Origin of the sequence: Psychrobacter sp. TWP2-1-2, from assembly GCF_049896785.1 — a bacterium.
GTDB lineage: Bacteria > Pseudomonadota > Gammaproteobacteria > Pseudomonadales > Moraxellaceae > Psychrobacter.
In genome coordinates this window covers 37,897-60,661 of record NZ_JAFCVA010000005.1, presented here as the reverse complement: position 1 = coordinate 60,661, position 22,765 = coordinate 37,897, and the positions used below count along the sequence as shown (strand labels likewise).

At 43.9% G+C, this 22,765-nt stretch carries 21 protein-coding genes; 15 read left to right on the top strand and 6 right to left on the bottom strand.

Going from position 1 to position 22,765, the window contains the following annotated elements; genetic code table 11:
* Positions 1-155: 155 nt before the first annotated feature.
* The 7 genes from recN to xerD all read left to right on the top strand — a co-directional run bounded on the left by recN (position 156) and on the right by xerD (position 6,444).
* Positions 156-1,835, top strand: coding sequence for a DNA repair protein RecN (gene recN, locus ACP7AE_RS06310; RefSeq protein ID WP_201539381.1), 1,680 nt, complete (start codon positions 156-158; stop codon positions 1,833-1,835).
* A 147-nt stretch (positions 1,836-1,982) separates the two neighbouring features.
* On the top strand, positions 1,983-2,546 hold the full coding sequence (locus ACP7AE_RS06305; protein ID WP_045443003.1) for a YqgE/AlgH family protein: 564 nt from the start codon (positions 1,983-1,985) through the stop codon (positions 2,544-2,546).
* 108 nt (positions 2,547-2,654) lie between these two features.
* Complete coding sequence (gene ruvX, locus ACP7AE_RS06300) at positions 2,655-3,182, top strand: Holliday junction resolvase RuvX (protein WP_055123746.1); 528 nt, start codon at positions 2,655-2,657, stop codon at positions 3,180-3,182.
* Between the two features lie 92 nt (positions 3,183-3,274).
* Positions 3,275-3,754 carry a hypothetical protein gene (locus tag ACP7AE_RS06295; RefSeq protein ID WP_426242029.1) on the top strand — a complete coding sequence of 160 codons (480 nt, stop codon included), beginning with the start codon at positions 3,275-3,277 and terminating at the stop codon, positions 3,752-3,754.
* Positions 3,755-3,814: 60 nt separating this feature from the next.
* Complete coding sequence (gene tusA / locus ACP7AE_RS06290; RefSeq protein WP_426242027.1) at positions 3,815-4,141, top strand: sulfurtransferase TusA; 327 nt, start codon at positions 3,815-3,817, stop codon at positions 4,139-4,141.
* 137 nt (positions 4,142-4,278) lie between these two features.
* Positions 4,279-5,481 carry a methyltransferase gene (locus tag ACP7AE_RS06285; protein WP_426242025.1) on the top strand — a complete coding sequence of 401 codons (1,203 nt, stop codon included), beginning with the start codon at positions 4,279-4,281 and terminating at the stop codon, positions 5,479-5,481.
* Positions 5,482-5,505: 24 nt separating this feature from the next.
* Entirely contained in the window at positions 5,506-6,444 is a 939-nt protein-coding gene (xerD, locus tag ACP7AE_RS06280; protein WP_055123707.1) for a site-specific tyrosine recombinase XerD, read from the top strand.
* Between the two features lie 278 nt (positions 6,445-6,722).
* On the opposite strand, the gene ACP7AE_RS06275 is transcribed toward xerD, so the two are convergent.
* A complete protein-coding gene (locus tag ACP7AE_RS06275; protein WP_426242023.1) occupies positions 6,723-7,154 on the bottom strand; it encodes a hypothetical protein in 432 nt (143 codons plus the stop codon).
* A gap of 399 nt (positions 7,155-7,553) precedes the next feature.
* On the opposite strand from ACP7AE_RS06275, the gene ACP7AE_RS06270 reads away from it, so the two are divergent.
* The gene (locus tag ACP7AE_RS06270) at positions 7,554-8,162 is read left to right on the top strand and encodes a class I SAM-dependent methyltransferase (protein ID WP_424517483.1); all 609 of its coding nucleotides are present in this window, start codon (positions 7,554-7,556) and stop codon (positions 8,160-8,162) included.
* A gap of 94 nt (positions 8,163-8,256) precedes the next feature.
* On the opposite strand, the gene lptG is transcribed toward ACP7AE_RS06270, so the two are convergent.
* Both lptG and ACP7AE_RS06260 read right to left on the bottom strand, forming a co-directional pair.
* Complete coding sequence (gene lptG / locus ACP7AE_RS06265) at positions 8,257-9,483, bottom strand: LPS export ABC transporter permease LptG (RefSeq protein WP_060490161.1); 1,227 nt, start codon at positions 9,481-9,483, stop codon at positions 8,257-8,259.
* Positions 9,483-10,796, bottom strand: coding sequence for an LPS export ABC transporter permease LptF (locus tag ACP7AE_RS06260; protein WP_426242020.1), 1,314 nt, complete (start codon positions 10,794-10,796; stop codon positions 9,483-9,485). The genes lptG and ACP7AE_RS06260 overlap by 1 nt, the downstream gene beginning before the upstream one ends.
* 546 nt (positions 10,797-11,342) lie before the next feature.
* Between ACP7AE_RS06260 and ACP7AE_RS06255 the strand changes: the two genes are divergently transcribed.
* The 5 genes from ACP7AE_RS06255 (at position 11,343) to sstT (ACP7AE_RS06235) (ending at position 17,177) form a co-directional block, all read left to right on the top strand.
* Complete coding sequence (locus ACP7AE_RS06255; protein WP_426242018.1) at positions 11,343-11,963, top strand: cysteine hydrolase family protein; 621 nt, start codon at positions 11,343-11,345, stop codon at positions 11,961-11,963.
* A 190-nt stretch (positions 11,964-12,153) separates the two neighbouring features.
* Complete coding sequence (locus tag ACP7AE_RS06250) at positions 12,154-13,833, top strand: leucyl aminopeptidase (RefSeq protein ID WP_426242016.1); 1,680 nt, start codon at positions 12,154-12,156, stop codon at positions 13,831-13,833.
* A 36-nt stretch (positions 13,834-13,869) separates the two neighbouring features.
* Positions 13,870-14,358, top strand: coding sequence for a DNA polymerase III subunit chi (locus tag ACP7AE_RS06245; RefSeq protein WP_426242014.1), 489 nt, complete (start codon positions 13,870-13,872; stop codon positions 14,356-14,358).
* A gap of 198 nt (positions 14,359-14,556) precedes the next feature.
* Positions 14,557-15,759: a serine/threonine transporter SstT gene (sstT, locus tag ACP7AE_RS06240; protein WP_426242012.1), complete on the top strand. Its 1,203-nt coding sequence runs from the start codon at positions 14,557-14,559 to the stop codon at positions 15,757-15,759.
* A 215-nt stretch (positions 15,760-15,974) separates the two neighbouring features.
* A complete protein-coding gene (gene sstT / locus ACP7AE_RS06235; protein WP_055123716.1) occupies positions 15,975-17,177 on the top strand; it encodes a serine/threonine transporter SstT in 1,203 nt (400 codons plus the stop codon).
* Positions 17,178-17,270: 93 nt separating this feature from the next.
* On the opposite strand, the gene ACP7AE_RS06230 is transcribed toward sstT (ACP7AE_RS06235), so the two are convergent.
* Both ACP7AE_RS06230 and ACP7AE_RS06225 read right to left on the bottom strand, forming a co-directional pair.
* Positions 17,271-17,594 (bottom strand): chaperone modulator CbpM, encoded by a 324-nt coding sequence (locus tag ACP7AE_RS06230; protein WP_060490155.1) that lies wholly within the window; start codon positions 17,592-17,594, stop codon positions 17,271-17,273.
* A 92-nt stretch (positions 17,595-17,686) separates the two neighbouring features.
* Positions 17,687-18,670, bottom strand: coding sequence for a DnaJ C-terminal domain-containing protein (locus tag ACP7AE_RS06225; RefSeq protein ID WP_426242010.1), 984 nt, complete (start codon positions 18,668-18,670; stop codon positions 17,687-17,689).
* Between the two features lie 572 nt (positions 18,671-19,242).
* Here ACP7AE_RS06225 and ACP7AE_RS06220 point away from each other — a divergent pair.
* Complete coding sequence (locus ACP7AE_RS06220) at positions 19,243-19,605, top strand: septal ring lytic transglycosylase RlpA family protein (RefSeq protein ID WP_045442968.1); 363 nt, start codon at positions 19,243-19,245, stop codon at positions 19,603-19,605.
* Positions 19,606-19,716: 111 nt separating this feature from the next.
* Here the strand turns inward: ACP7AE_RS06220 and ACP7AE_RS06215 are convergent, their stop codons facing one another.
* Positions 19,717-21,738, bottom strand: coding sequence for an ABC-F family ATP-binding cassette domain-containing protein (locus ACP7AE_RS06215; protein WP_426242008.1), 2,022 nt, complete (start codon positions 21,736-21,738; stop codon positions 19,717-19,719).
* A 466-nt stretch (positions 21,739-22,204) separates the two neighbouring features.
* On the opposite strand from ACP7AE_RS06215, the gene erpA reads away from it, so the two are divergent.
* Entirely contained in the window at positions 22,205-22,585 is a 381-nt protein-coding gene (gene erpA / locus ACP7AE_RS06210) for an iron-sulfur cluster insertion protein ErpA (protein ID WP_045443732.1), read from the top strand.
* Positions 22,586-22,765 lie beyond the last annotated feature (180 nt).

Here is a 22,765-nt window from a genome sequence, read left to right as displayed (position 1 = left end):
TTTGTATTTAAGCGCGTTTAACACCATACTATTTGCCTATAATATTTATCTCATTAACACGGTTAAATGAATAATTTCATTCCCTTATCTACCCTATTTTATATATGGCTTCTTAAGATGTATATGAAGTCTATTGTCTGTCATGAGAGGCGTTGATGCTAGTATCATTAACTTTACATCAGTTTGCGTTGATCGCTCGGCATGAGCTGAGTGTGGCTGAAGGCTTCAATGTCATCACTGGTGAGACCGGTGCTGGCAAGTCATTATTATTGGATGCGCTGTCTTTATGTGTTGGTGAGCGCGCAGACAGTGCGATGGTCAGACACGGGGCGGCGCAAGCCGATATTTATGCGCAGTTTGACGTAGAAAACAATACCGTCATCGCTGAGTGGTTCGCTAAAAATGATCGACCATTAGAAGAACCCGAAGTCCTCATTCGTCGTCAGCTCAGCAATACCGGACGCTCAAAAGCTTGGTTGAATGGCACGCCAGTCAGTTTGGCTGAACTTAAAAACCTCGGTACGTTACTGGTTAATATTCATAGCCAACATGCTCAGCAAGCGCTCCTCAAGCCGCAGTTTGTGGTGCAATGGCTCGATGAGATGGCACAAATCACGCCATTAGCCATACAAACTGCCAGTAGCTATCAATCTTACCAGCAGCTCAAACGCCGTGCTGACGATATTGCGAGCCGTGAGGCTCAGCGCCAAGACCGTATTCAACTATTGCAAAGCCAACTTGCTGATATTGCGCCGTTATTGGCGGTTGATTATGCAGAAGTTGAAGCAGAGCACGAAGAGCTGTCTAATATCGAAGCCCTCATGATAGAGGCCAGTCATGGCTTGCATCTGCTCGACAATGACACGGATGAGCCAGATGTGATGACCTTGCTTGGGCAGGCGATTAAGCTTTGTGATAACCAAATGAGTGTCAGTCAAACCTTTGAGCAAGCCTCCGAGCAACTACATTTAGCACAGCAACAAATCACTGAAGTGACAGGATTACTATCAGATTATGCAGAGCAACAGCTGCCTGATCCTGAGCGCTTGCAGACACTAGACAGTCTTATCAGCTTAGGACATCGCTTATCACGTAAACATAGCTTACCAACAAGCGACTTAATCGATGAAGCAAAGGGCTGGGAAGCGCAATTAGAGCAGCTAGAAAACGAGCCAAGCAGTGATGTGATGGCAGCGCAAATTGAACAGGCTTGGCAAGACTATCTTGCATTCGCCACTCAGTTAAATAAAGAGCGCTCGAAAGCCGCGCCGATCGTCAGCAAACAATTAATGCAGCAACTACAACCGCTTGCGCTACCCAATGCCCGCTGCGAGTTTGTCTTTACCAAGAAGATCGAGCCGAGCCACTATAATGCACAAGGTTGCTATGATATTGATTTATTATTTAGCGCCAATGTCGGTATGCCGATGCAGCCGCTACATAAGATTGCCTCAGGCGGTGAGCTGTCACGAATGGCACTGGTGATGCAAGTACTGCAAGCGACCAATGCCGATAATAATGCCGCAAAACCTATGCTGGTATTTGATGAAGTCGATGTCGGTATCAGTGGCGGTACGGCGCAAGTGGTCGGTGAGCTACTGCGCGCACTTGGGCAGACGCAGCAGCTACTGGCCATTACTCACCAAGCACAAGTCGCGGCGCAAGCGCATCAACATATCCTAGTACAAAAACATCATGACGAGCAGACCGAAAGCGAGCTATTAATACTGACTGATAGTGCGCAAGTCGACGAGCTGGCACGCATGTCTGGCGGTGTGATCATCACTGACGTCACTCGCGACCATGCACGTAGTTTATTGACCGATGTGAAATAAAAGCTTGGTCATTCATCAACCAGTTGTGCAGCGCTGTGTCTCATCACTGCTAAATATTTGCTTTGGTTGATTTTCACCTCAGTATCGCCATATAGTGGTGTGTCATTTCTGTTATTTTACCTTCAATATTAGGGTGCGTTTGTCTCTATGTCTAAAGCCAATTTGACCCATCATTTTTTAATCGCGGCACCAGAACTGTCAGACCCAAGGTTTGAGCAGGCGCTGATCTATATTTGCCGTCATGATAAACATGGCGCACTCGGTCTGATGGTCAATCGTCCATTAGAGCAGGCACGTGTGGGCAAACTGCTAGAAGATTTAGACATTGAGGTGACGGATGCGCAAGTGATGGAAGATGTGGCATTAGAGGGTGGCCCGATGTATCCAGAGGTTGGCTTTGTGCTGCATACGGGTCAACCAGAATGGGCATCGTCTTTTGCAATCTCAGAAAACGTCTGTATTACCACCAGTCAAGATATCCTTAAGCGTATCGCCGCAGGTCAAGGCGTTGGTCACTATCAGCTGTGCTTGGGTCATGCCAGCTGGGGTAAAAAACAGCTCGATCAAGAACTTAATAATGGCGATTGGCTGGTCTGTCCTGCTGACCTGAATTTATTGTTTGATACGCCATTCGAAGAACGCTGGCAAATTGCCGCGGATAAGATTGGGGTGAACTTTGATTACCTTAGTAGTGATATTGGTCATGCTTAATGATTGGTTATGATTGTTAAATTATCCATTTAAACTAAAGCTGCATTTAAATTAAAGCCGTTAAGCTAAATGAATCACGCCCAATAGAAATAGGAAGTATGCATAATGATGGTAGAGTCTGATACGAGCATTAAAATCGAAACTGCTGACACTACTGTGGCGGAACCCGCTATTAAGCCTCATCTTATTTTGGCGCTCGATTACGGGGTAAAAAAGATGGGTATGGCGCTGGGTAATACCATTACCGAGACTGCGCGTGCCTTTGATATTTTAGCGATGAATAATGGTCAGCCTGATTGGGACAATCTGCTCGGTATTATCAAAGTCTGGGGCGTGGCAAAAGTGGTGGTTGGGTTGCCACTTAATATGGATGGCAGCAGCTCAATGCTGTCTAAGCGTGCGCACAAATTCGCTCGTCGTCTAGCACATAGAGTCATGGAACAGCATCTACCAGTGGTCGTGAGCCTGTGTGATGAGCGCCTAACCTCAGTGGCAGCGCGTGAGATCGCGTGGGATAATGGTTGGATTAAGCATGAACGCGACCCAATTGACGACATCTCTGCCTGCATTTTGATGTCGACTTATTTCGCTGACCCCAGTAGCAGTATCGCCATCGACGCTATCAAAGCCGATTAAATCAGCGATAAACCTGCTGTTAAAGCACTCTTAATTAAAACACTGCCAATTCTGACATATCGTCACTCTACACGGATAAATACCTGATTATTATGACCACTGTCTCAGACCACTCCCTGCAAAACAAATCGCAACATGGTTTTACGCCGCTTGCCATCGCCCGTATCAAAGGCGCACAGCGAGCGAATCAAATAGCGATTTATCTCATTTATGCCGCTATTCTCGCCTTTATGGTCTTTGGCACCATTGCCAGTATCAAAGCCTTTCATGACAATCAACTGCTTTATCAACTTTTCTATAACTTGCCTTATGCCTTGGTTGCGCTTACGATTCCTATTACTATTTATGATGCGCTGGTGATTTATCGTTATCGCTTAAACCAAGCGTCGATGATTGCCATGAGCATTGGCGTATCGACCATCATATTGGTTGGTGGCTTATTATTCGCTGATACCGCCTGGTTAGGCTTATCTTGTTGGCTAGGTGTGGCGTTTTTATTTAAAGTGAGCTTTAAACGCTTTTTTAATTTTCTAGAAGCAAAAAAAGACACTGACATCGCTGAAGAAGCGTAAAGCATACTTATAAATGACGCAAAAAACTTTTACCTTATACTATCGATTTAAATGACTATTATGAGCACTTCTACCATACAAACGACGATCAATCATCATTTAGACACTCAAGGGCTGATTTGCCCTGAGCCAGTCATGATGCTGCATCGAACCATGCGTAACGCTGATGCTGGCGAGGTGATTGAAATACTCGCCACCGACCCAGCCACCACTCGTGACATTCCTAATTTTTGTCGTCATTTGGGACATGAGCTTGTGCAGCAAGAAACGCTTGCTGAAAATGTAAATCTAAACGTCGATCCCGATGAAATAATGGTCGCTGGCGATGAGGATGCACCAATCAGCGCCACGCTTTATCGTTATCTGGTTAAGAAAAAAAGCGCTTAAATGTACTCAGGTTAACGCATCAAAGCATTGATCACAGCAAGGCATTAATCACAGTAAAACAATGACAGCGCAATAAACAATATAAAGATATCTTTGCATTCTAAGCAAACTATCATTCACAGAAGGTAGGCTATTACGTGTTACAAACAGAAAAGCAGTATGTACAATGGCAAGAAAACGAAACTCTACGCAATGCGCTTTGGTTGTCTGAAAGCAATCATATGCCACCTGCGCGCATTGTATTGGTCGATGATACAACGACCGCAGATGATGCTTACCGCTTGGCGTGCGAAGGCAGCTCACTGCTATGGCGCGGTGATTTTCATAATGCACGCCAGTTGCTACAAGCGCTCGGTCGTCGCATAGATCGTACCAATGAGCGCTCTGAGCTGCGAAAAGCAAAAAAAGCGGCTAAATCTACAATAGAACCTGATTCAAGCAACTCTAAAGAAATACCCAATCTATTTCATCAGCAGCGCCAACTGCAAGCCCAGCGTTCGCGCATATTGAGCCGTTTGCTACTAGAGCTCGATGCCAATTATGTCAGCCAGCTACGCCGCGCGCCCGATGTCAGTGCAGCCTGCACAGCCGCTTTTGGCCCGTTAGATAAGGCGATGGATGAGTCTTGTGTGTTGTCGTTTCGTGACTTGCAAGGCGCACTTGGCGCAGCAGGATGGCGCGAAAAAGGTGTCCCAATAGACAGCTTAGGCTTATCAATTTTCCCGCATTATGGCGTCTTTGCACCAACCCGTCATGAGTATGTACAGCTATTGCTCGATGCACCGCTACCAGCGAGCCATGATGTCGCCTATGACATCGGTACCGGAACGGGATTGCTGGCTATTATCTTAGCGCAGCGCGGTGTTCCACAAGTGATCGCAACGGATTTGAATCCACGTGCTTTGGCCTGTGCCAATGAGAACTTTACACGCTTAGAATTACCTGCCGTACAACTGCAGCAAGCCGATTTGTATCCGACTGATGCACCACTCGCCAATCTGATTGTCTGTAATCCGCCTTGGTTACCTGCTAAGCCAAGCTCGTCTCTTGAGTACGCCGTCTATGATGCCAAGAGCGCGATGCTACGTGGCGTTCTACAAGGTGCCAAACAGCACTTAGCTAAGCACGGAGAGCTTTGGTTGATCATGTCGGACTTAGCTGAGCACCTGCAACTGCGCACCCGTGATGAGTTACTAAGCTTGTTTGCCGATGCTGGATTGGCCGTAAAATATCGTCTGGACACCCAACCTAAGCATGGTCGCAGCCAAGATGATACGGATCCTCTATATGTCGCTCGCAGTGCTGAAGTTACCTCGTTATGGTGTCTAACGCTTATCTAACATTCACCCACCGAGTACTGAGTTATGAGCCGTGATCGTGCCGTGCAACAGCGCCAACCTAAGGCGCTGGCAGTAGATGACGAACCTAGTTATGTGACTGAGTTTCGCCAAGCCATGCTGGCACGTGGTCTAGCGACGCGTACTCGTAATGCTTATGTCCGCGACCTGCGCTCTTGCGAGCTGACCAATCCTATTGCCCTGACACGCTGGCAGCCTGATGACGTGCTGCACTGCTTATCAACCCTTACTCAAGAAGGCAAAACCCCACGTACTCAGGCACGCATGCTCTCAAGCTTGCGTCAGTTTTATCTGTGGATGATTGCCAGTAATCTGCGTGAAGACAATCCTTGCGAGCGTATCAAAAGCCCAAAGCTAGGACGACCGTTACCAAAAGACTTAGCCGAAGCTGATGTCGATAATTTGCTTGCCGCACCCGATACCAGCACCGCGCTCGGACTGCGTGATAAAGCCATGTTAGAGGTGCTATACGCCTGCGGTCTAAGGGTGAGCGAATTGATTAACCTCTCACTAGAGCAAGTGAATCTAAACGCTGGCTGGCTGCAAATCACGGGCAAAGGGAATAAAACGCGCTTAGTACCACTCGGCGAATATGCCAGTGATGCGCTAGAAGATTATCTAACGCATGCTCGTGGTGATTTAATTGCACATTTGAAATCAGGAAATTGCCAAGCGGTATTTTTGACCGCGCAAGGTGGCTATATGACACGGCAGAACTTTTGGTATTTGCTTAAGAAATACGCCAAAGTTGCCAGTATCGATAAAGAACTATCACCGCATACCCTACGTCATGCTTTTGCCACCCATCTACTGAATCATGGCGCAGACTTGCGTAGCGTACAGTTACTATTAGGACATAGTGATTTGTCCACCACGCAAATTTATACCCATGTAGCGACCGCGAGACTGCAGAAATTGCATGCTGAGCATCATCCGCGTGGGTGAAAATCGTTAAAACGAAGCACTGCTTCGTTAGGTTCGCAAGAGACAATCCCTTGAAGGGGATTGTCTATATAATATTTGAAAAACCATATCTAAGCTTCAGCTGATTGAAACCAAACTGCAAATATTCAGTCTAGCCAATCTTTTAAATAGTGGCATAGACCAAGGCTAAACTTAAAAAAATCTAGCAGGAAGAGTAGTCATAGCATAATCTATCATTTGAACCAAATAAGTATGTGGTGAATTAATGCATTATCTACCGTGATTCTATTATTATTACTTTAAGTATTAATAATAGATTGATAAGCGCTTGGCACCATGTCTTTACACTGTTGATGATCTAACTCAAACTCCTCTAAATATCTATTGAATATATCTGCTGTATCGTTGATATTTTTTATATCACCCCTCGTTAAAATATCTTCTATGTCATATGAGTTCTCTTGAATAAGACTCTGAGTCTTTTCTAAAGATAGTACTGATATGCATAGTGACTGGGAAGATGTTATATACAGCATATAAAGATTATCTGGATTTGCATCAGGATTTTCTGCTAAATTATTCAGCTTATCAACCTCGCTAAAAAAGTTGCTAGACTGAAGCATAAAGGTATAGTTTAATGCCTTAATTCTTTCGCTTAATTCACCATCACTATATGAATATGCTGGATTAACTTGGCTTAATAGTAAAAAAACTAGAAATATTTTTTTCATAGTGCATCCCTTTAATGTGTTCTAAGGTAAGATTCCGACATATTTAAAATCTTCCTTGGGGTATGTATAAAACCCTATTTTTGTGCGGTTTTACAATTATATCTTATATTGGTTCTTGTAAAATACACACTGATGCTAGACATTAACTTATCTAAAATGCGATGGGTGCACCCTGAATTTCTCTATATTTTTACTATTACAGTTCAACAAGAATACCTGAATCAAGCTAATTTTTCGCCCTGATAGTAATGCTATGCTGTTGCAGGTGATGGCTTCCATATAATTCCCACAATAGCATGCTGCAAACCTACCCTTTTCTCGCTACAATACGCGTATGATGTGCACGCTGCATAACTGAGCAACGCACCGCCTTTTACTTATCTATTATCCGAGAATCTCATGAGCCATAGACCACCTGCTGACCTATTAAAAAACGCCCAACATTGGCGCGAAGACATTAATTTTCGCCAAGACGTACTGGGTAAGCCATTTGATTTTGCGACCACGTGGGGGATTTTTTCACCGCAAAAGCTAGATGATGGTAGCTTGATGCTGCTTGATTATATTGATTTTGAAGCGGATGACGACTCGATCGATTTGGGCTGTGGCTATGGCGTACTCGGTATGACGGCAGCGCGTGAATGTCCAAACGGCCTGCATACTTTGATTGATAAAGATTTTATGGCGGTAGAATATGCACGCCTAAATTGTGAGAAAAACGGTCTAAAAAACGTCGATGTGCATTTATCAAATGGCTTCAATCACGTAGCAAAAGACAAAGACTTTAGCCTTGTGATGTCGAACTTACCAGCCAAAGTAGGTAAGGAGCAGCATTATCTGTATTTCCTCGATGCTTATGCACGCATGCGTAAAGGTGGGCGTTTTTACGTGGTGACGATCAATGGCTTGCGTCAGTTTATGAAGCGCTCGTTTACCGAAGTGTTTGGCAACAGCGAAAAGATCAAACAAGGTAAAACTTATACCATTACCATGGCGACCAAAGACTAAGCTTTAAAAGCTTATGTATTAAAAGCTGCGTAAACAAAAAGCCCGCTAAATCGTCATGATCTAGCGGGCTTTTTTTATGGCTAAATTTCTAAAATTACATCTGCCGTTTGAGCAAATAGCCACCCAATATCGCACTGGCGATAATCGGTAATATCACCATTAATAATGGCGAAAATCCAGTCGCCAATGAGACAAAGCCAACCAAGTCTTGCACATAACTAAACAGCAAGCCAAACAATAATGCTACGACGATACGCAAGCCTAAGCTATGCGTCCGCAGTGAGCCAAAGACGAATGAGCAGGCAACAATCACCAGCGATAAAATCGATAGCGGTGAGAGCAGTTTTTGCCAAAAAGCCAGCTCATGACTTAACGAGCGTGTGCCTTGTTGGCGCATAAATTGACGATGCTCATACAGCTGAGTCAATGATAAATCCTCTGCCTTACGGGTAAGCAGATATACCGATTCAGGGGCAAAGGGCAGGCTTAAGGTATCTGACGGTGAGATGGCTTGGCTACTCTCAAAGCCTTGGTTAATCATCAGCTTGGTCATGTTGTTCAGCTGCCACTCATAGCGATATTGCTCGCTCGGTTTGCTGCTGGCAGGATTAACAGGTTCACGACCAATATATTTACCACCCTCAGCGTGAATGGCCGTTTGCAGATTGCCATTATTGTCTAAATGCCAGCGTTTAACTTCGCCGATATTACCTTGCACATCAGCATAATCGATATACAAAATATCGCTACCATCTGGCTTGGCACTGCCGTCTTTTGTACTCTCAAAGCGTGGCTGCAACGTCCAATAACCGCGTACCGATGTGACCAATGAACTGCTGTCTTCGTCGTTGATTTCTTTTGCCAATTGATTAGAGTGCGGCAGCACGAACTGATTGATAATCAATGCGAGCAACACAAAAATCAAAGCAGGCTGCAATACCCAACCGACGATACGATAAACGCTGACGCCAGCGGCACGCATCACGACCAGCTCACTTTTATTGGCAAGCAAGCCCAAGCCGACCACTGCACCTAGCAATGCGCCAGTGGGAATAAATTGCTCTAAAAAATAAGGCGAGCGATAAAAAATATACTTAATCGCCTCGCCCATCGTATAGCTATCATCTAACGAATCCAGCTCAGACAAATAAGAGAATACCAGCTGTAATGCCCACAAGCCTATGACAGCTCCGACGATTGCGAGCAAAGCGTTCAGCTTGACGTAACGGCTCAGCACTTTTAGTTTGGCAGGTTTGCGAGCGTACTTAGCATGAGCGTTTTGCGAGTCAGGATTAGATGGTTTAGAAGATAAGACACTCATTAGGACTGCCCTCCTTGTGAGCCACTGCTCTGATGATCGGCAACCGTTAAAGGCGTGTTCTTCGGTTTGCGAAAGCGTAGTCGATGCTGCACACGGCTGCCCCAATTCATATAAAGCGCCAATGCCATAAACCCTAAAATGAGCCAAGCATATGCCCAAACGCTCACACTGCCTTTGCTAACAGCATTTTTGAGTGAAATAATACCCAGCGCACAACTGACAAACAATAAAATAGAAGGGAATAGGCGCAACCAGCGACCTTGACGCGGACGTACTTGCGCCAGTGGTACAGCGAGCATTGGTGCAATGATCATCAACCACGGCAATGCCAAACGATAGCCAAGCTCACTTTGTGCCACACGCAGCGAGTTGCCACTACTTGCTGTACCACCCGACGCGGCTTGCCATAATGGTCCAATCGCTTGCGTTTCGATATTATCTTCGGTGATGACTTCTTTTGAGGATTCGGTCAAAGTAATGCGGTAACGATCAAAGCCCACTTGATTGTATTTCAGACTGCCAGCACCGACTTCATAACGCCGCCCTTGGAACAAGTCCAATTGGGTCACACCGCTATTACCCGTGTCTACTTGCTCGGCACGCTTAGCCAACGTAATAGTATCTTTGCTGATGTTGGTATTATTAGTAATCGCCGTTGGCATATTTGGCATATCTGAAATATTTAATTGCTCAGCTGTTTCTGGATCGATGGTGTTTTTAACATCGACGGCAGCCTCTTTAGCAGTGTTGTTTTTAGCGGCACTGCCCTTTTTTTCAGGCTCAGATTGAATCAATATCACATCTTGCAATTGCTTTTTATCATCGCTCAAGCTGCCCACATACAAATGATAATTGCCACTACTAATAAATTCATTGGGACGAATTAAATCAAAAGCGCTGGTCAATGCTTGCTGTTGCCAGACACTTTCCGATGAGCGTACGCCCCACGGTTTACCAACGATAGATAAAGCCGCTTCTCCAACGAACAATGCCAATATTAACGGCGTCATCAAACGGGCAAGTTTACCACGCGACACCCCACTGGCATTAATCACTGCCATTTCTTGATCGACATACAGCCGCCCGAATACCAGCATGAGAGCGATAAAAAATGCCAATGGCAGGATAAGCTCTAAAAAGTAGGGCAAATTATAACCAATGATGGTAAATAATAAGCTGATATCTAAATTGCCTTCTGCGGCAATACCAAAGTAACGGATCAAACGACCGCCCAGCATCATCACCACTAAAAACCCCAAAACCAATGCGGTCGTTGAGGCAACTTGTTGAGTAATATAGCGGCGTAATATCACAATGGGCACTCTTTTAAAAAGGTTGATAGTCGCACGATTTATCGCAGCTTTATTGGCAAACACTGACAATTATGGATAGCTCTAAATACAATAGCGGATACCGATAACTGAACAATAGAAATACAAGACCGTGCTGCTCAATCAGATACTTAAACAGCCCTAAAAGCAACGGCAAAAGATATGAAAATATCTGCGAGACGGGTTAGCGACATGCTGTAAAAATTAGCGGTAAAGATAACCGCTAATCCTAGCATATTTTGCTCAAAAATGGCTGTGAAATGTGTTTGCAAATATTGCACCCCTCTTGCTATAACGCTGTATGGCTCACTAATAATAGATAAGATATGAAAAGAACAATTAGAATTTAACTCATTAGTTTGTCTTATCTAAAAAGCCTTTTTATTAAGTCTTTGCATAACGCTTTTACTTGATGTCATTTGGAAACCTTTGTGTGTCATTCGTATCACTGCCCTCGCACCATTAGGATTACTTGTTAAACTGAGAAAACTAAAAATTCCTAATTATCTCGCCCAATGGAGAATATTAATGACAAATAAACTCGGTTCTACCCCTTCTACTTTACTTGAACTTGCTGGCGGTCAATTTGATACGCTCGATTGGTCAAATTGCGCCGTGGTTTTTATTGACTATCAAAACGAATATGTCGATGGTGCGATGCCATTGGGGCAAGCTGGTACGAACGCCATTACAAATGCGCGTCTATTGCTAGACAAAGCTCGTAAACAGAACGTCCCTATCTTTCATATCGCCCATCACGGCGCAGATAATGGCAACGTTTTTGACCCCTTATCATCTAACGTCGAGATTATCGCTGAATTACAACCAAAGGATAGCGAAACCGTCATCGTCAAAAAAAATCCCAATGCGTTTCATGATACCCAGCTTCGAGCGCTTATTTCAGCTGCGCAAAAACAGCAAATTATTTTTGCAGGCTTTATGAGTCATATGTGTGTTAGCTCAAGCGTGAGAGCCGCCTTTGATTTAGGCTTTGACAGTTTTGTTTGCCATGATGCTTGTGCCACTCGCGACCTGCCTGACTATAAAAAAGAGAAAATCAGCGCTGATATCATGCATGCTACCGCGATGGCAGCACTGCAAGATAGATTTGCCGCTTTAGTAGCAACCGATGAGTTAGTTAATATCTAATAAATGGTTCAAACCCATGACCTAAACCTTGCTCACTGCGCACTCACCTCGCAATATGCTACACTATTGCGATTGCTTGATTGGCCAAACAATCTGATAATTTAACAGGTATCAGCAATTAAAAAAATCTGCCATTTTCATAGCGTTAACGTCATAACTATAATGTCATAACCCCAATAAGGATAAATATATGAATATTAAATTAACCCAAACACTGCCAAAAACTCATACGCAAAAAATTCTCAAAAAAGAAGCCAAAAGTAAAGACGCGGCCTGCCTTGTCGTCTTAATCGATGATAAGAAAAACATCTTAGCTGAGTCAGTATTGAGCGATTATCAAACCCGTATTGAACAATTGATTGAAGTATCACACTTTAACGGCAAAGCTTGTGAAACGGTTGCTGACTATGCGCTAGCGGGTGATAAGAAAACCGCCAAAGAAAATCCAGTACAGCTATTATTGGTCGGTGTGGGTAATGTTGATAAATTGCGTCATAGCGTTCTAGAAAAAATTGCCAATACCATTTATAAGAGCACTCAAAAACGCGTCGACTCTATCACTGTGGCGTTAGGTGATAGCTTAGAGGAAAACCAGTTTAGCCAATTTGCGCTGAGCCTACTGGCAGCAAGCTATCGTTTTGACAAGTACAAATCTGAGCAGCAAACGCCTGTTTTAACGGATATCTACTTATTGGCAGAGTCGTCTTTAGAAGATTCGTTAGACTTTGCACAAGCGGTCTTTACTGGTCAAAGCTTGACCCGTGATGTCGCCAATGAGCCGGGTAATATCTGTTTCCCAGCGTATATGGCTGAGCAAGCACAGGAATTGGCAGCCACTTATCCTGACCTCTTAAAAGTAACGGTACTTGGCGAAGACGAGATGTCAGCACTGGGTATGAACTGCTTCTTATCGGTCGCGCAAGGCTCAACCAAAGAAGGTAAGTTGGTACTCATGGAGTATCGCGGCAAGTCTAATTTTAGCGTCAATACTGATGGTGATACTAACAAAACCATTACCAACAGCGCAAAAGTAGCTGGCGGTCTCAAAGCCTTGGCTGATAAATTACCAACCAAAGCTGCTAGCAAAAAAGCCGCTAAAAATGCTGAACAGAATAGCGAAGACAATGCCCAAAGTGCACACGATAATGCCCCTATCGTGCTTGTTGGTAAAGGCGTGACCTTCGATTCAGGTGGTATCTCAATCAAACCGGGTGCGGCGATGGATGAGATGAAATTTGATATGGGTGGCTCTGCTGCGGTACTCGGTACCCTAAAAGCATTATGTGAAGCGCGTCTGCCGATTAATGTCGTCGGTGCACTAGCTTGTGCTGAAAATATGCCATCAGGAGAGGCAACGCGCCCTGGCGATATCATCATAGCAATGAATGGTAAGTCCGTTGAAATTCTAAATACCGATGCTGAAGGTCGTTTGGTATTGTGCGATACCTTATGCTACGTGCAGAAGTATTATCAGCCAAAAGCCATCATTGATGTCGCAACCTTGACTGGTGCTTGTGTGGTCGCGTTGGGTCATGTACGCTCGGCAGTCTTTAGTAATGACGAAGATGTGTTGTTTGACTTAGAAAACGCCAGTAACCTATCAGGCGATCTAATCTGGCACATGCCAATGGATGACGAATATCAAGCGCAGATTGACTCGCCTATTGCTGATATTCAAAATATCGGTGGTAAAGGTGCTGGCGCTGTGACTGCTGCCTGTTTCTTATCGCGCTTCATCGAAGAAGGTCAAGCATGGGCGCATTTAGACATCGCTGGTACGGCATGGATTTCAGGTCAAGACAAAGCCGCGACTGGTCGTCCTGTGCCATTATTCATGCAATACCTAAAAAATAGTGCAAATATGGCATAATCTATTGATGAATCATTACTCAATGAAAACCACTCTATGAAAGTTAGCTTTTATGTATTAACTGAGAATAAAGCTCAAGATTTCTTGGGCTTTATTTGTCAGCTGGCCCAGACGGCGCTCAACAAGAGCAGCCAGTCGTTATTGATTCTTATCGAAAAAGACGATGCATTGCTGTCGACGCTTGATCAAGCCCTTTGGTCACAAGACGATACGAGCTTTATACCGCATCAACGCCTTTTAGATTCTAATCCTGAAAGCGCTGATATTGACGGTGTTCATACTGATATTAATAATCAATTATTAGCACCAGTGTTGCTTGCCAGCTATATGCCAGCCGATTTTAAAGGGATCGTACTCAATACTACGATACGTCCCGTTAATGACTTTATAAATGCTACCAGCAATACATTGCCAACTCGTATTTTAGAGCTTATCAAACCTGATGCAGTCAGCACTGAGGCAGGACGCGCTAAATATAAGCACTACCAGCAATTAGGGTATGAGCTTACCCATTTCAAAGTTTAATCTTCTATTACAAAATCAAACGCCAGTCATGGCGTTTTTTTGTGCTTAAATTTTGACTTTTAAAATTCTTAGAGGCTTATAAGTACGTTATTGCCTACTGCCTTATAAAATCTGTCAGTAGGCGCTTATCACAAAAAATGCTAACATCCTTCGGTTGTTAAGCTAATATTTATTTCCAAATGGACTAAAGGGGTAAAAATGCATTCATTAATAGCGATGTACCAACGAATCGGATTGGTAACGCTGATTGTTATCGGTTTAATACTAGGTACTTTGATAGGATGGCTGGCGCCAAGTGTGGGTATTGCCTTAGGTATTTTGGGGACTCTGTTCGTAGGTGCCCTAAAAGCCGTTGCCCCTATATTGGTGTTTTTCTTAGTGATGGCTGCTATCTGCCAACATCGTAGCGGTAATAAGGTCTATGTAAAACCGGTGCTGTTTTTATATCTGATAGGCACTTTTATAGCCGCTTTGGTCGCTGTTGGTGCCAGCTTTTTATTCCCAACCGAATTGACGTTAGTGAATGCGACCATCGAGCAAGTACCGCCAGCAAACTTAAAAGAAGTATTGAACAATTTATTACTCAGTCTCGTCGCCAATCCAGTTGCTGCCCTAGCCAATGCTAATTATATCGGTATATTAGCTTGGGCCGTTATTATTGGTATTGCGCTACGACAAGCTGGCGAGACGACTCGCAGCACTGTCAATGACATTGCAGATGCCATCTCAAAAGTAGTCAAATGGGTCATCGCGCTAGCACCTTTTGGTATTTTGGGATTAGTCGCCAATACCGTCGCTGATACTGGCTTTGCTGCGTTATTGGGCTATGCACGAATTTTGCTAGTACTGATAGGCTGTATGTTGTTTATTGCTTTGGTGACTAACCCTCTCCTCGTATACTTAAAAACGGGTAAAAACCCTTATCCACTGGTATTCACCTGCTTACGCGAATCTGGTATTACTGCGTTTTTTACCCGTAGCTCTGCTGCCAACATTCCTATCAATATGAACCTTGCTAGCAAATTAGGGTTACATGAAAATACTTATTCAGTCACCCTGCCATTAGGCGCCACTATTAATATGGCAGGTGCCGCGATTACGATTAATGTGTTAACCCTTGCAGCCGCGAATACATTCGGTATTGAAGTGACCTTTGGCTCAGCATTACTACTAAGTATAGTCGCTACAATTAGTGCTGGCGGCACCTCTGGCGTCGCTGGTGGCTCATTACTACTCATTCCTTTGGCGGCCAGTTTATTCAATATTCCTGATGATATTGCGCTACAAGTGGTGGCTATTGGCTTTATTATTAGTGTGCTGCAAGACTCGGCAGAGACCGCATTGAACTCATCAACAGACGTCTTGTTTACTGCCGCTGCTGATCCAAAATATGCACGCTAATGTTGGGTCTCTTTAAAACGACCATAACAAACCAATCACCTTAATTGATAGGTATAAAAATAAAAAAAGGGCTTAACTGCCCTTTTTTTGGTTATACTTTACCCATTTTTATTCTGTTTTACGAATCTTACCTTTATACGAGTATGAGACTAGTAAAGCAAAAAACATAAAATGGCTTGATCTCTTTTATTATTCATTAGATTGTCGGGGTAAGGATGTATTCATTTTTTGCGATGTATAAGCGCATTGGTCTAGTACCACTTATTATTATCGGTTTGATAGCGGGCGTATTGATAGGTTGGTTGGCACCAGATATCGGTATTGCCTTAGGATTATTGGGTACCTTATTTGTAGGAGCACTAAAAGCCGTCGCACCGATACTGGTATTTGTGTTGGTCATGGCGGCCATTAGCCAGCATCGCAGCGGTAATGAGGTTTACGTCAAGCCTGTGCTTATCATGTATATGTTTGGCACTTTTTTAGCCGCACTGACAGCTGTCGGTGCGAGCTTTTTATTTCCGACAGAACTGGTATTGGTCAACGCCACGATTGAGCAAGTCCCACCAGCCAACCTCAAAGAAGTACTGACCAATCTACTACTAAATCTGGTCGCAAACCCAGTTAATGCCATCGCTGAAGCCAACTATATTGGTATTTTAGCGTGGGCAATTATCATCGGTTTCGCACTGCGCCAAGCCAGTGATACCACACGCACTGTGGTCGGTGATTTTTCTGACGCCATCTCCCAAGTGGTGAAGTGGGTCATTGCCCTAGCACCTTTTGGTATCTTGGGTTTGGTCGCCAACACCGTCGCTGAGACAGGCTTTGCGGCTTTGGCAGGTTATGCGCGTATCTTGATGGTACTGGTTGGTTGTATGTTATTTATCGCTTTGATTGCTAACCCTATTATTGTACTGATCAAAACGGGCAAAAACCCTTATCCGCTAGTATTCAAATGCTTGCGTGAGTCAGGGATTACCGCATTCTTTACGCGTAGCTCGGCTGCCAACATTCCCGTCAATATGAACCTTGCCCGCAAACTGGGTCTACACGAAGATACTTATTCGGTGACGATTCCACTGGGTGCAACCATTAATATGGCAGGCGCGGCGATTACGATTAACGTCTTAACGCTTGCAGCCGCGCATACACTCGGTATTGAAGTGACCTTTGCCTCAGCACTGCTACTCAGTTTGGTTGCAACCATTAGTGCCTGCGGTGCCTCTGGTGTCGCTGGTGGTTCATTACTCTTAATTCCATTGGCAGCAAGCTTATTTAGCATTCCAAACGATATCGCTATGCAAGTGGTAGCGATTGGCTTTATTATTGGTGTGATACAGGATTCGGCAGAAACGGCGTTGAACTCTTCAACGGATGTACTGTTTACCGCAGCAGCTGATCCAAAATATGCGCGTTAAACGCTAAATATATTATTTGCAAAAAAAGGGTCTCATTTTAGAGACCCTTTTTTTTGTGCTGATTTTTTATGTACTGAATAAAGGGGAAATAAATTATTTTAAAGGATCGATTTCAATTTCAATCACTGGTGTCTGCATGTCTAATTGGCGTTTAAATTGGCGTAATTGTTCGAGCTCATCCAATAGCTCAAGTATCAAGCCAATCGCAGGAACACTGGCTTCAAAGTCGCGGCTAAGGCGCGAGGCACGGCGCACTGTCGTCAGCTGATAACCAGTGAACTGCTCACGTTCTGGTACATCATATTCGATGATGTCCTCTTCAATCAATTCGATGACCCATTGGCGCTCTTGGCCACAGGCAGATACCAGCTCATCCAAGCTCATGATAATGTCGGTAAATTCAGGCGAGTGTTTCATAGCTATTATCCTCGTTTGCTCTTTATTTCATCGTTATCGTATGGTCTTCATCTCTATTACAGTGTTTCAATGTGAGTAATTTTTGGTGGCCATTAACGACTAATATTGATATCGGCAAAGGCTTGTTTTAGTTGCTCATAAGCTTGGGTCGCAGCCTCAGTGCTGATATCAGGGTTCACGATGTTTAAGGTTAGATACAAATCACCCGCTTGCTTAGCAGGGATACCTTTACCTTTTAGACGTAAATTGCTACCAGACTTGCTGTTCTTAGGCACAGTCACAGCAAGCGTACCAGCTGGCGTACTGACGTTGATTTTTTCACCCAACGCAGCTTCCCATGGCGCTATATTGACGGTTTGATAAACATCAGCGCCTTCGATACGAATATTGCCCGCATGACGAATTTTAACCTTTAAAAATAAATCGCCATTTTTACCTTGACCACTACCCGCTGCACCTTGTCCTGCTAAGCGAATTTGCTTGCCATCGGTGATGCCTTTAGGAATTTTGATTTTTAGCGTTTTGTTATCATAATCCATACTGCCATCTGGCTTGCGAACGGGCACATTCAACTTAATGCTGTAGTCGTCGCCATTATAAACGGACGCCAAATCAACCGTAATCTCTGCATGTTGATCTTGACCTTTGCTATCTTGCGAGCCAAAACCACTACGCTGCGATTGTCCACCAGCTGAACCACGTGCACCACGACCAAATGCCGAAAAGATGTCATCGAAGCGGAAGCCACCATCGCCATAAGCTTCGCCTTCACCAAACTGATCTTTGATATCTTCCCAGCGATAGCCGCCTTGCCCGCCACTTGCAGATTGACCACCAAAACCACCACTTTGACCAGCAAAGGGATTGTCTAGCATGGCGTCATATTCGGCACGCTTTTCTTTATCTCTAATGGTTTCGTAAGCATTATTAATCTCAGCAATCTTATTGTCTGCATCTGGATCATCGCTCACATCAGGGTGATATTGACGGACAAGCTTACGGTATCTTTTTTTAATATCTGCAGCTGACGCGTCTTTTTTGACCCCTAAAATGTCATAGTAATTTTTCTCTGCCATGTTTTTGTCCTCAACATAAAAGCATGTTAATGATACTGGTATGCCCATTTTAAACGATATGGTACGGAAATTTATTCAACTGCGACATAACAGGTGGTAACGATAGTCTATCTAATAATGATAGTAATATAAAAATTCAATACCGTTATACAAATATTACCAGTAATAGTGCCGAACAACAGCAGTGTTTAAGTTGTTTGAGGCACTTAATACATTATGATTCGCCTTTGTCACTGCATTGGCATATTTCTCTATGATTCTGGCATTATTATTCTTTGAGAACCACAGACCTCATATCAATTTAACACTCGCCCTAAGGAAAAAATAGAGAGTCAAGCCAAAAATACCATTAACAATGTAAATCATTATTTAAAACAATTACATACAGATCACTGGTATTTAATAGCTAGCGTGCATAAATGAGCGTTTTGACCTTGGTAGTTCTTTTACAGAACCGTAAGAATATGACAAAGTATGTGTTGTAAAATGAATATATTATTTATACTCATAGGGAGTATGAATAACATAGGCAAGTGTATCTGTCTATTTTATAAATTGCTTAAAGGTATTAAATGTCTTATTTAATCAAGTCTTTGGTTATCACATTATCACTATTGCTGAGTACCACCGTTTTTGCTGGAAACACCAGTTATTACGGTAGTCAGTTCCACGGTAAACGCACTGCTAGTGGTAGTATCTTCAACATGAACTCTTTGACCGCTGCGCATCGCACGTTGCCGTTTGGTACGAAGGTACAAGTGACCAACAAGAAGACAAAGCAGAGTGTAATCGTAAAAATTACCGATAGAGGCCCTTTCATTCGGGGTCGTATTTTGGATTTATCGAAAGCTGCTGCTGGTCAAATAAACTGTCAGTTATGTACGACCACGATGGAAATACTGTCTTATGGTGATGGTAAATACCGTAAGGAATAACGTAATAAAAAAGGGAGAGCCAGCGCTCTCCCTTTTTTGTGACTGTCTCAATCAAGTAAAAATAGCTTAAAAAACAATCAAAACCTACTATTTACTGTAACAAACAGCTCTCTACTCAAAACCCGCTTCCATTTCTTCTAATGTCGTCATCAAAAGTAATAGTTTTTCTTCATTGTCACTGTGCTGCTGCTGCAATGCCGTTTGCTCGTTAAGTAATAACAGCAAATCAGACTTGCGACCTTCTTCGTACAAATCCGTATCAGCCAGTTTTTCTTCAAGCGTCACAAGCTGTCCATCAATTTTAGCCAATGCTTTTTCTATTTCTTCTATCTCACGGCGAATAGGCGCGGTGAGTTTGCGTTGTTCAGCCGCCAATTTGCGCTGAGCATCTTTACTAAGCGTAGGCGTCGTCGCTTTACTTTTTGATGAATGATCAGGTGCTTTATTACTCACTTGACCCTTATCCGTTTCACGTGAAACGAATTTCTTACTCTCTTTTTTACTTTTCTTCTTACTGGTACTTTTATCTGATGAGTTCTCTTGCTTACGCTTTTCTGCCAGCCACTTACCGTAGTCGCTGATGTCACCATCGAACTCCTCGATTTGACCATCATGTACCAAAAACAGCTCATCACAGACGTTGGCAATCAACTCACGATCATGCGAAACCAGTACCACTGCTCCCTCAAATCCTTGCAAGGCGATGGTCAGCGCTTGGCGCATTTGTAAGTCCAAATGGTTGGTTGGCTCATCGAGTACCAGAACGTTCGGACGTTGCCAAACAATCAATGCCAGCGTCAAACGCGCTCGCTCGCCACCAGAGAATAGCTCACTCGGCGTATCAATACGCTCACCACGGAAGTCAAAGCTACCCAAAAACGAGCGTAGCATCGCATCAGAGGTTTTACCAGCTAGACGACGCAACATCTCTATCGGTGTTGCCTTGGCATCCAAGATATCCATTTGATGCTGGTTAAAGTAGCCTAATTTCAGGGTATCCGAAACACGATACGTCCCTGTTAATACGCCAAGCTCGCCGACCAGTGCTTTAATCAGTGTTGATTTACCTGCGCCATTCATACCTAGCAAGCCAAGACGCGTATCCGGCGTCACTTGCACATTGGCATTATATAGAAGTGGCGTATCGCTATAGCCAATATCCGCTTTGGTCAGCTCAATCAGTGGTGAGCTCATATTTGCTGGCTCATAGAAGCGGAAAGAGAACGGGTTGTCCGCCATCATCGGTGACAGCTCAGCCATGCGCTCAAGCTGCTTGATACGGCTCTGTGCTTGCTTTGCCTTACTGGCTTTGGCGCGGAAACGACGAATAAAGTCATCCAAATGTGCTTTAGTCGCTTCTTGTTTTTCAAACGCTTGCTGCTGCTGTGCCATACGCTCGTGACGGGTGCGAATAAACTGCTGATAATTACCAGTATAAAGGGTGATTTTTTGTTGTTCGACATGCAAGATATGACCGACGGTGGCATCCAAAAAGGCTTGGTCATGCGAGATGACGATGACCAGACCAGTATAGGCATTGATCCAAGTCTCTAACCAAAGAATAGCATCCAAATCCAAATGGTTGGTCGGCTCATCGAGTAACATTAAGTCCGCACGGCTCATCAAGGTTTTGGCAAGGTTTAGACGCATGCGCCAACCACCCGAAAACCCTTCTACGGGTAATTCATGCTGGCTGGTATTAAAACCAAGACCTGCCATGATTTGTGCCGCTTTAGTCGGCGTACGATAGCCATCAATTTCATCGAACTGCTGATGCAATACCCCGATCTGCTCATCACTGACGCTACTCAAATCATTCAAAGAAGCATTAATCTCATACCACTGCTCATCACCGCTCAATACATAATCAATCGCAGACTGCGTCGTAGCACCAACTTCCTGCGCCATATGCGCCACATGCCAGCTATCAGGAATACTGACTTCACCTCTATCAAGCGTGACCTCGGTATCTCCTCTGCCCATTCGCGTCAACAATAAGGCAAATAAGGTAGATTTGCCGGTGCCGTTGTTGCCCGTCAAGCCAACTTTGTGGCCCGGATGTAGCTGGAAGCTTGCCCCTGCAAACAACTCACGACCATCACGGCGAACACCAACGTCTTTAAATTCGATCATATAATCTCTTCAACTCAACAGTAATATAAATATAAGGCAATAAAAAACACACATCTGGCATGTTAACTGGCGGCTATTATTTCAAACGCTTGCCCCATAGGCAAACGATTAAATAACTATTTCAAAACCAAGTGTTTATTCGCACAAAAAGTCTTTCTCTTAGCATGAGTTTATGGGGATAATAACCGCTAGTATTAATCAGCCACCTTCAGCCAGTAGCGTCACTCTTGACAAACGAATCAATACCCCCATTATGATATACTGCTATGAGATAAGTGCCCGTTATCAACCAAATCGTTGTAATGACACAGATATCATATTTATAATGCGCCATTAGTCATACCAATAGCAGCGCTATAATAACAGCACCCAATTGAATCAAACGCCGTGCGTATCTTTATTTGCAACTATTTCATTGCAAACCCTAACTGGACGACCGCATTTGATCCTAGCAACTGAGGTAGATATGAACGAATCAGCCAACCAATTTAATCCAAGCGCCAGCCAGCCAGTAGACCCAACTGTTTTAAGCTTAACCGATAGCGCTGCACAAAAGGTGCGACGTCTACGTGAAGAAGAAGGCGACAGCGATCTGATGTTACGTGTCTATGTGACGGGCGGCGGCTGCTCAGGTTTTTCTTACGGCTTTAACTTCGCCAATGAGCTGAATGAAGACGATGCCAATTTTGACAATGACGATGTGACCTTGGTCGTCGATTCACTAAGCTATCAGTATTTACAAGGCTCTACCGTTGACTATACTGAGGGGTTAGAGGGCGCACGCTTTATCGTCACCAATCCAAATGCCACCACCACGTGTGGCTGTGGCTCATCCTTCTCTATTTAAGTTGGCGAGACGCATGACTTTTGATCAAGATACCTTCCTCGTTAGTCAACGCTATCATAAACCGCTTAACGTCGTACTTTTGAAGCATCTATCTCCTAGGTAGATGCTTCTTGTTTTATGCGTTTTTTAGAAAAAAGTAACGCGCTGTGCATAAAATTTTTTATTGAAATACCTATTAAA

Coding starts and splice junctions, on each gene's coding strand:
- ACP7AE_RS06250 (WP_426242016.1), top strand. CDS start 12,154: ATGAATATTAAATTAACCCAAACACTGCCAAAAACTCATACGCAAAAA.
- ACP7AE_RS06220 (WP_045442968.1), top strand. CDS start 19,243: ATGTCTTATTTAATCAAGTCTTTGGTTATCACATTATCACTATTGCTG.
- tusA (WP_426242027.1), top strand. CDS start 3,815: ATGAGCACTTCTACCATACAAACGACGATCAATCATCATTTAGACACT.
- ACP7AE_RS06255 (WP_426242018.1), top strand. CDS start 11,343: ATGACAAATAAACTCGGTTCTACCCCTTCTACTTTACTTGAACTTGCT.
- sstT (WP_055123716.1), top strand. CDS start 15,975: ATGTATTCATTTTTTGCGATGTATAAGCGCATTGGTCTAGTACCACTT.
- ACP7AE_RS06295 (WP_426242029.1), top strand. CDS start 3,275: ATGACCACTGTCTCAGACCACTCCCTGCAAAACAAATCGCAACATGGT.
- recN (WP_201539381.1), top strand. CDS start 156: ATGCTAGTATCATTAACTTTACATCAGTTTGCGTTGATCGCTCGGCAT.
- ACP7AE_RS06225 (WP_426242010.1), bottom strand. CDS start 18,670: ATGGCAGAGAAAAATTACTATGACATTTTAGGGGTCAAAAAAGACGCG.
- sstT (WP_426242012.1), top strand. CDS start 14,557: ATGCATTCATTAATAGCGATGTACCAACGAATCGGATTGGTAACGCTG.
- erpA (WP_045443732.1), top strand. CDS start 22,205: ATGAACGAATCAGCCAACCAATTTAATCCAAGCGCCAGCCAGCCAGTA.
- ACP7AE_RS06275 (WP_426242023.1), bottom strand. CDS start 7,154: ATGAAAAAAATATTTCTAGTTTTTTTACTATTAAGCCAAGTTAATCCA.
- ACP7AE_RS06270 (WP_424517483.1), top strand. CDS start 7,554: ATGAGCCATAGACCACCTGCTGACCTATTAAAAAACGCCCAACATTGG.
- ACP7AE_RS06215 (WP_426242008.1), bottom strand. CDS start 21,738: ATGATCGAATTTAAAGACGTTGGTGTTCGCCGTGATGGTCGTGAGTTG.
- ruvX (WP_055123746.1), top strand. CDS start 2,655: ATGGTAGAGTCTGATACGAGCATTAAAATCGAAACTGCTGACACTACT.
- xerD (WP_055123707.1), top strand. CDS start 5,506: ATGAGCCGTGATCGTGCCGTGCAACAGCGCCAACCTAAGGCGCTGGCA.
- lptG (WP_060490161.1), bottom strand. CDS start 9,483: ATGAGTGTCTTATCTTCTAAACCATCTAATCCTGACTCGCAAAACGCT.
- ACP7AE_RS06230 (WP_060490155.1), bottom strand. CDS start 17,594: ATGAAACACTCGCCTGAATTTACCGACATTATCATGAGCTTGGATGAG.
- ACP7AE_RS06245 (WP_426242014.1), top strand. CDS start 13,870: ATGAAAGTTAGCTTTTATGTATTAACTGAGAATAAAGCTCAAGATTTC.
- ACP7AE_RS06305 (WP_045443003.1), top strand. CDS start 1,983: ATGTCTAAAGCCAATTTGACCCATCATTTTTTAATCGCGGCACCAGAA.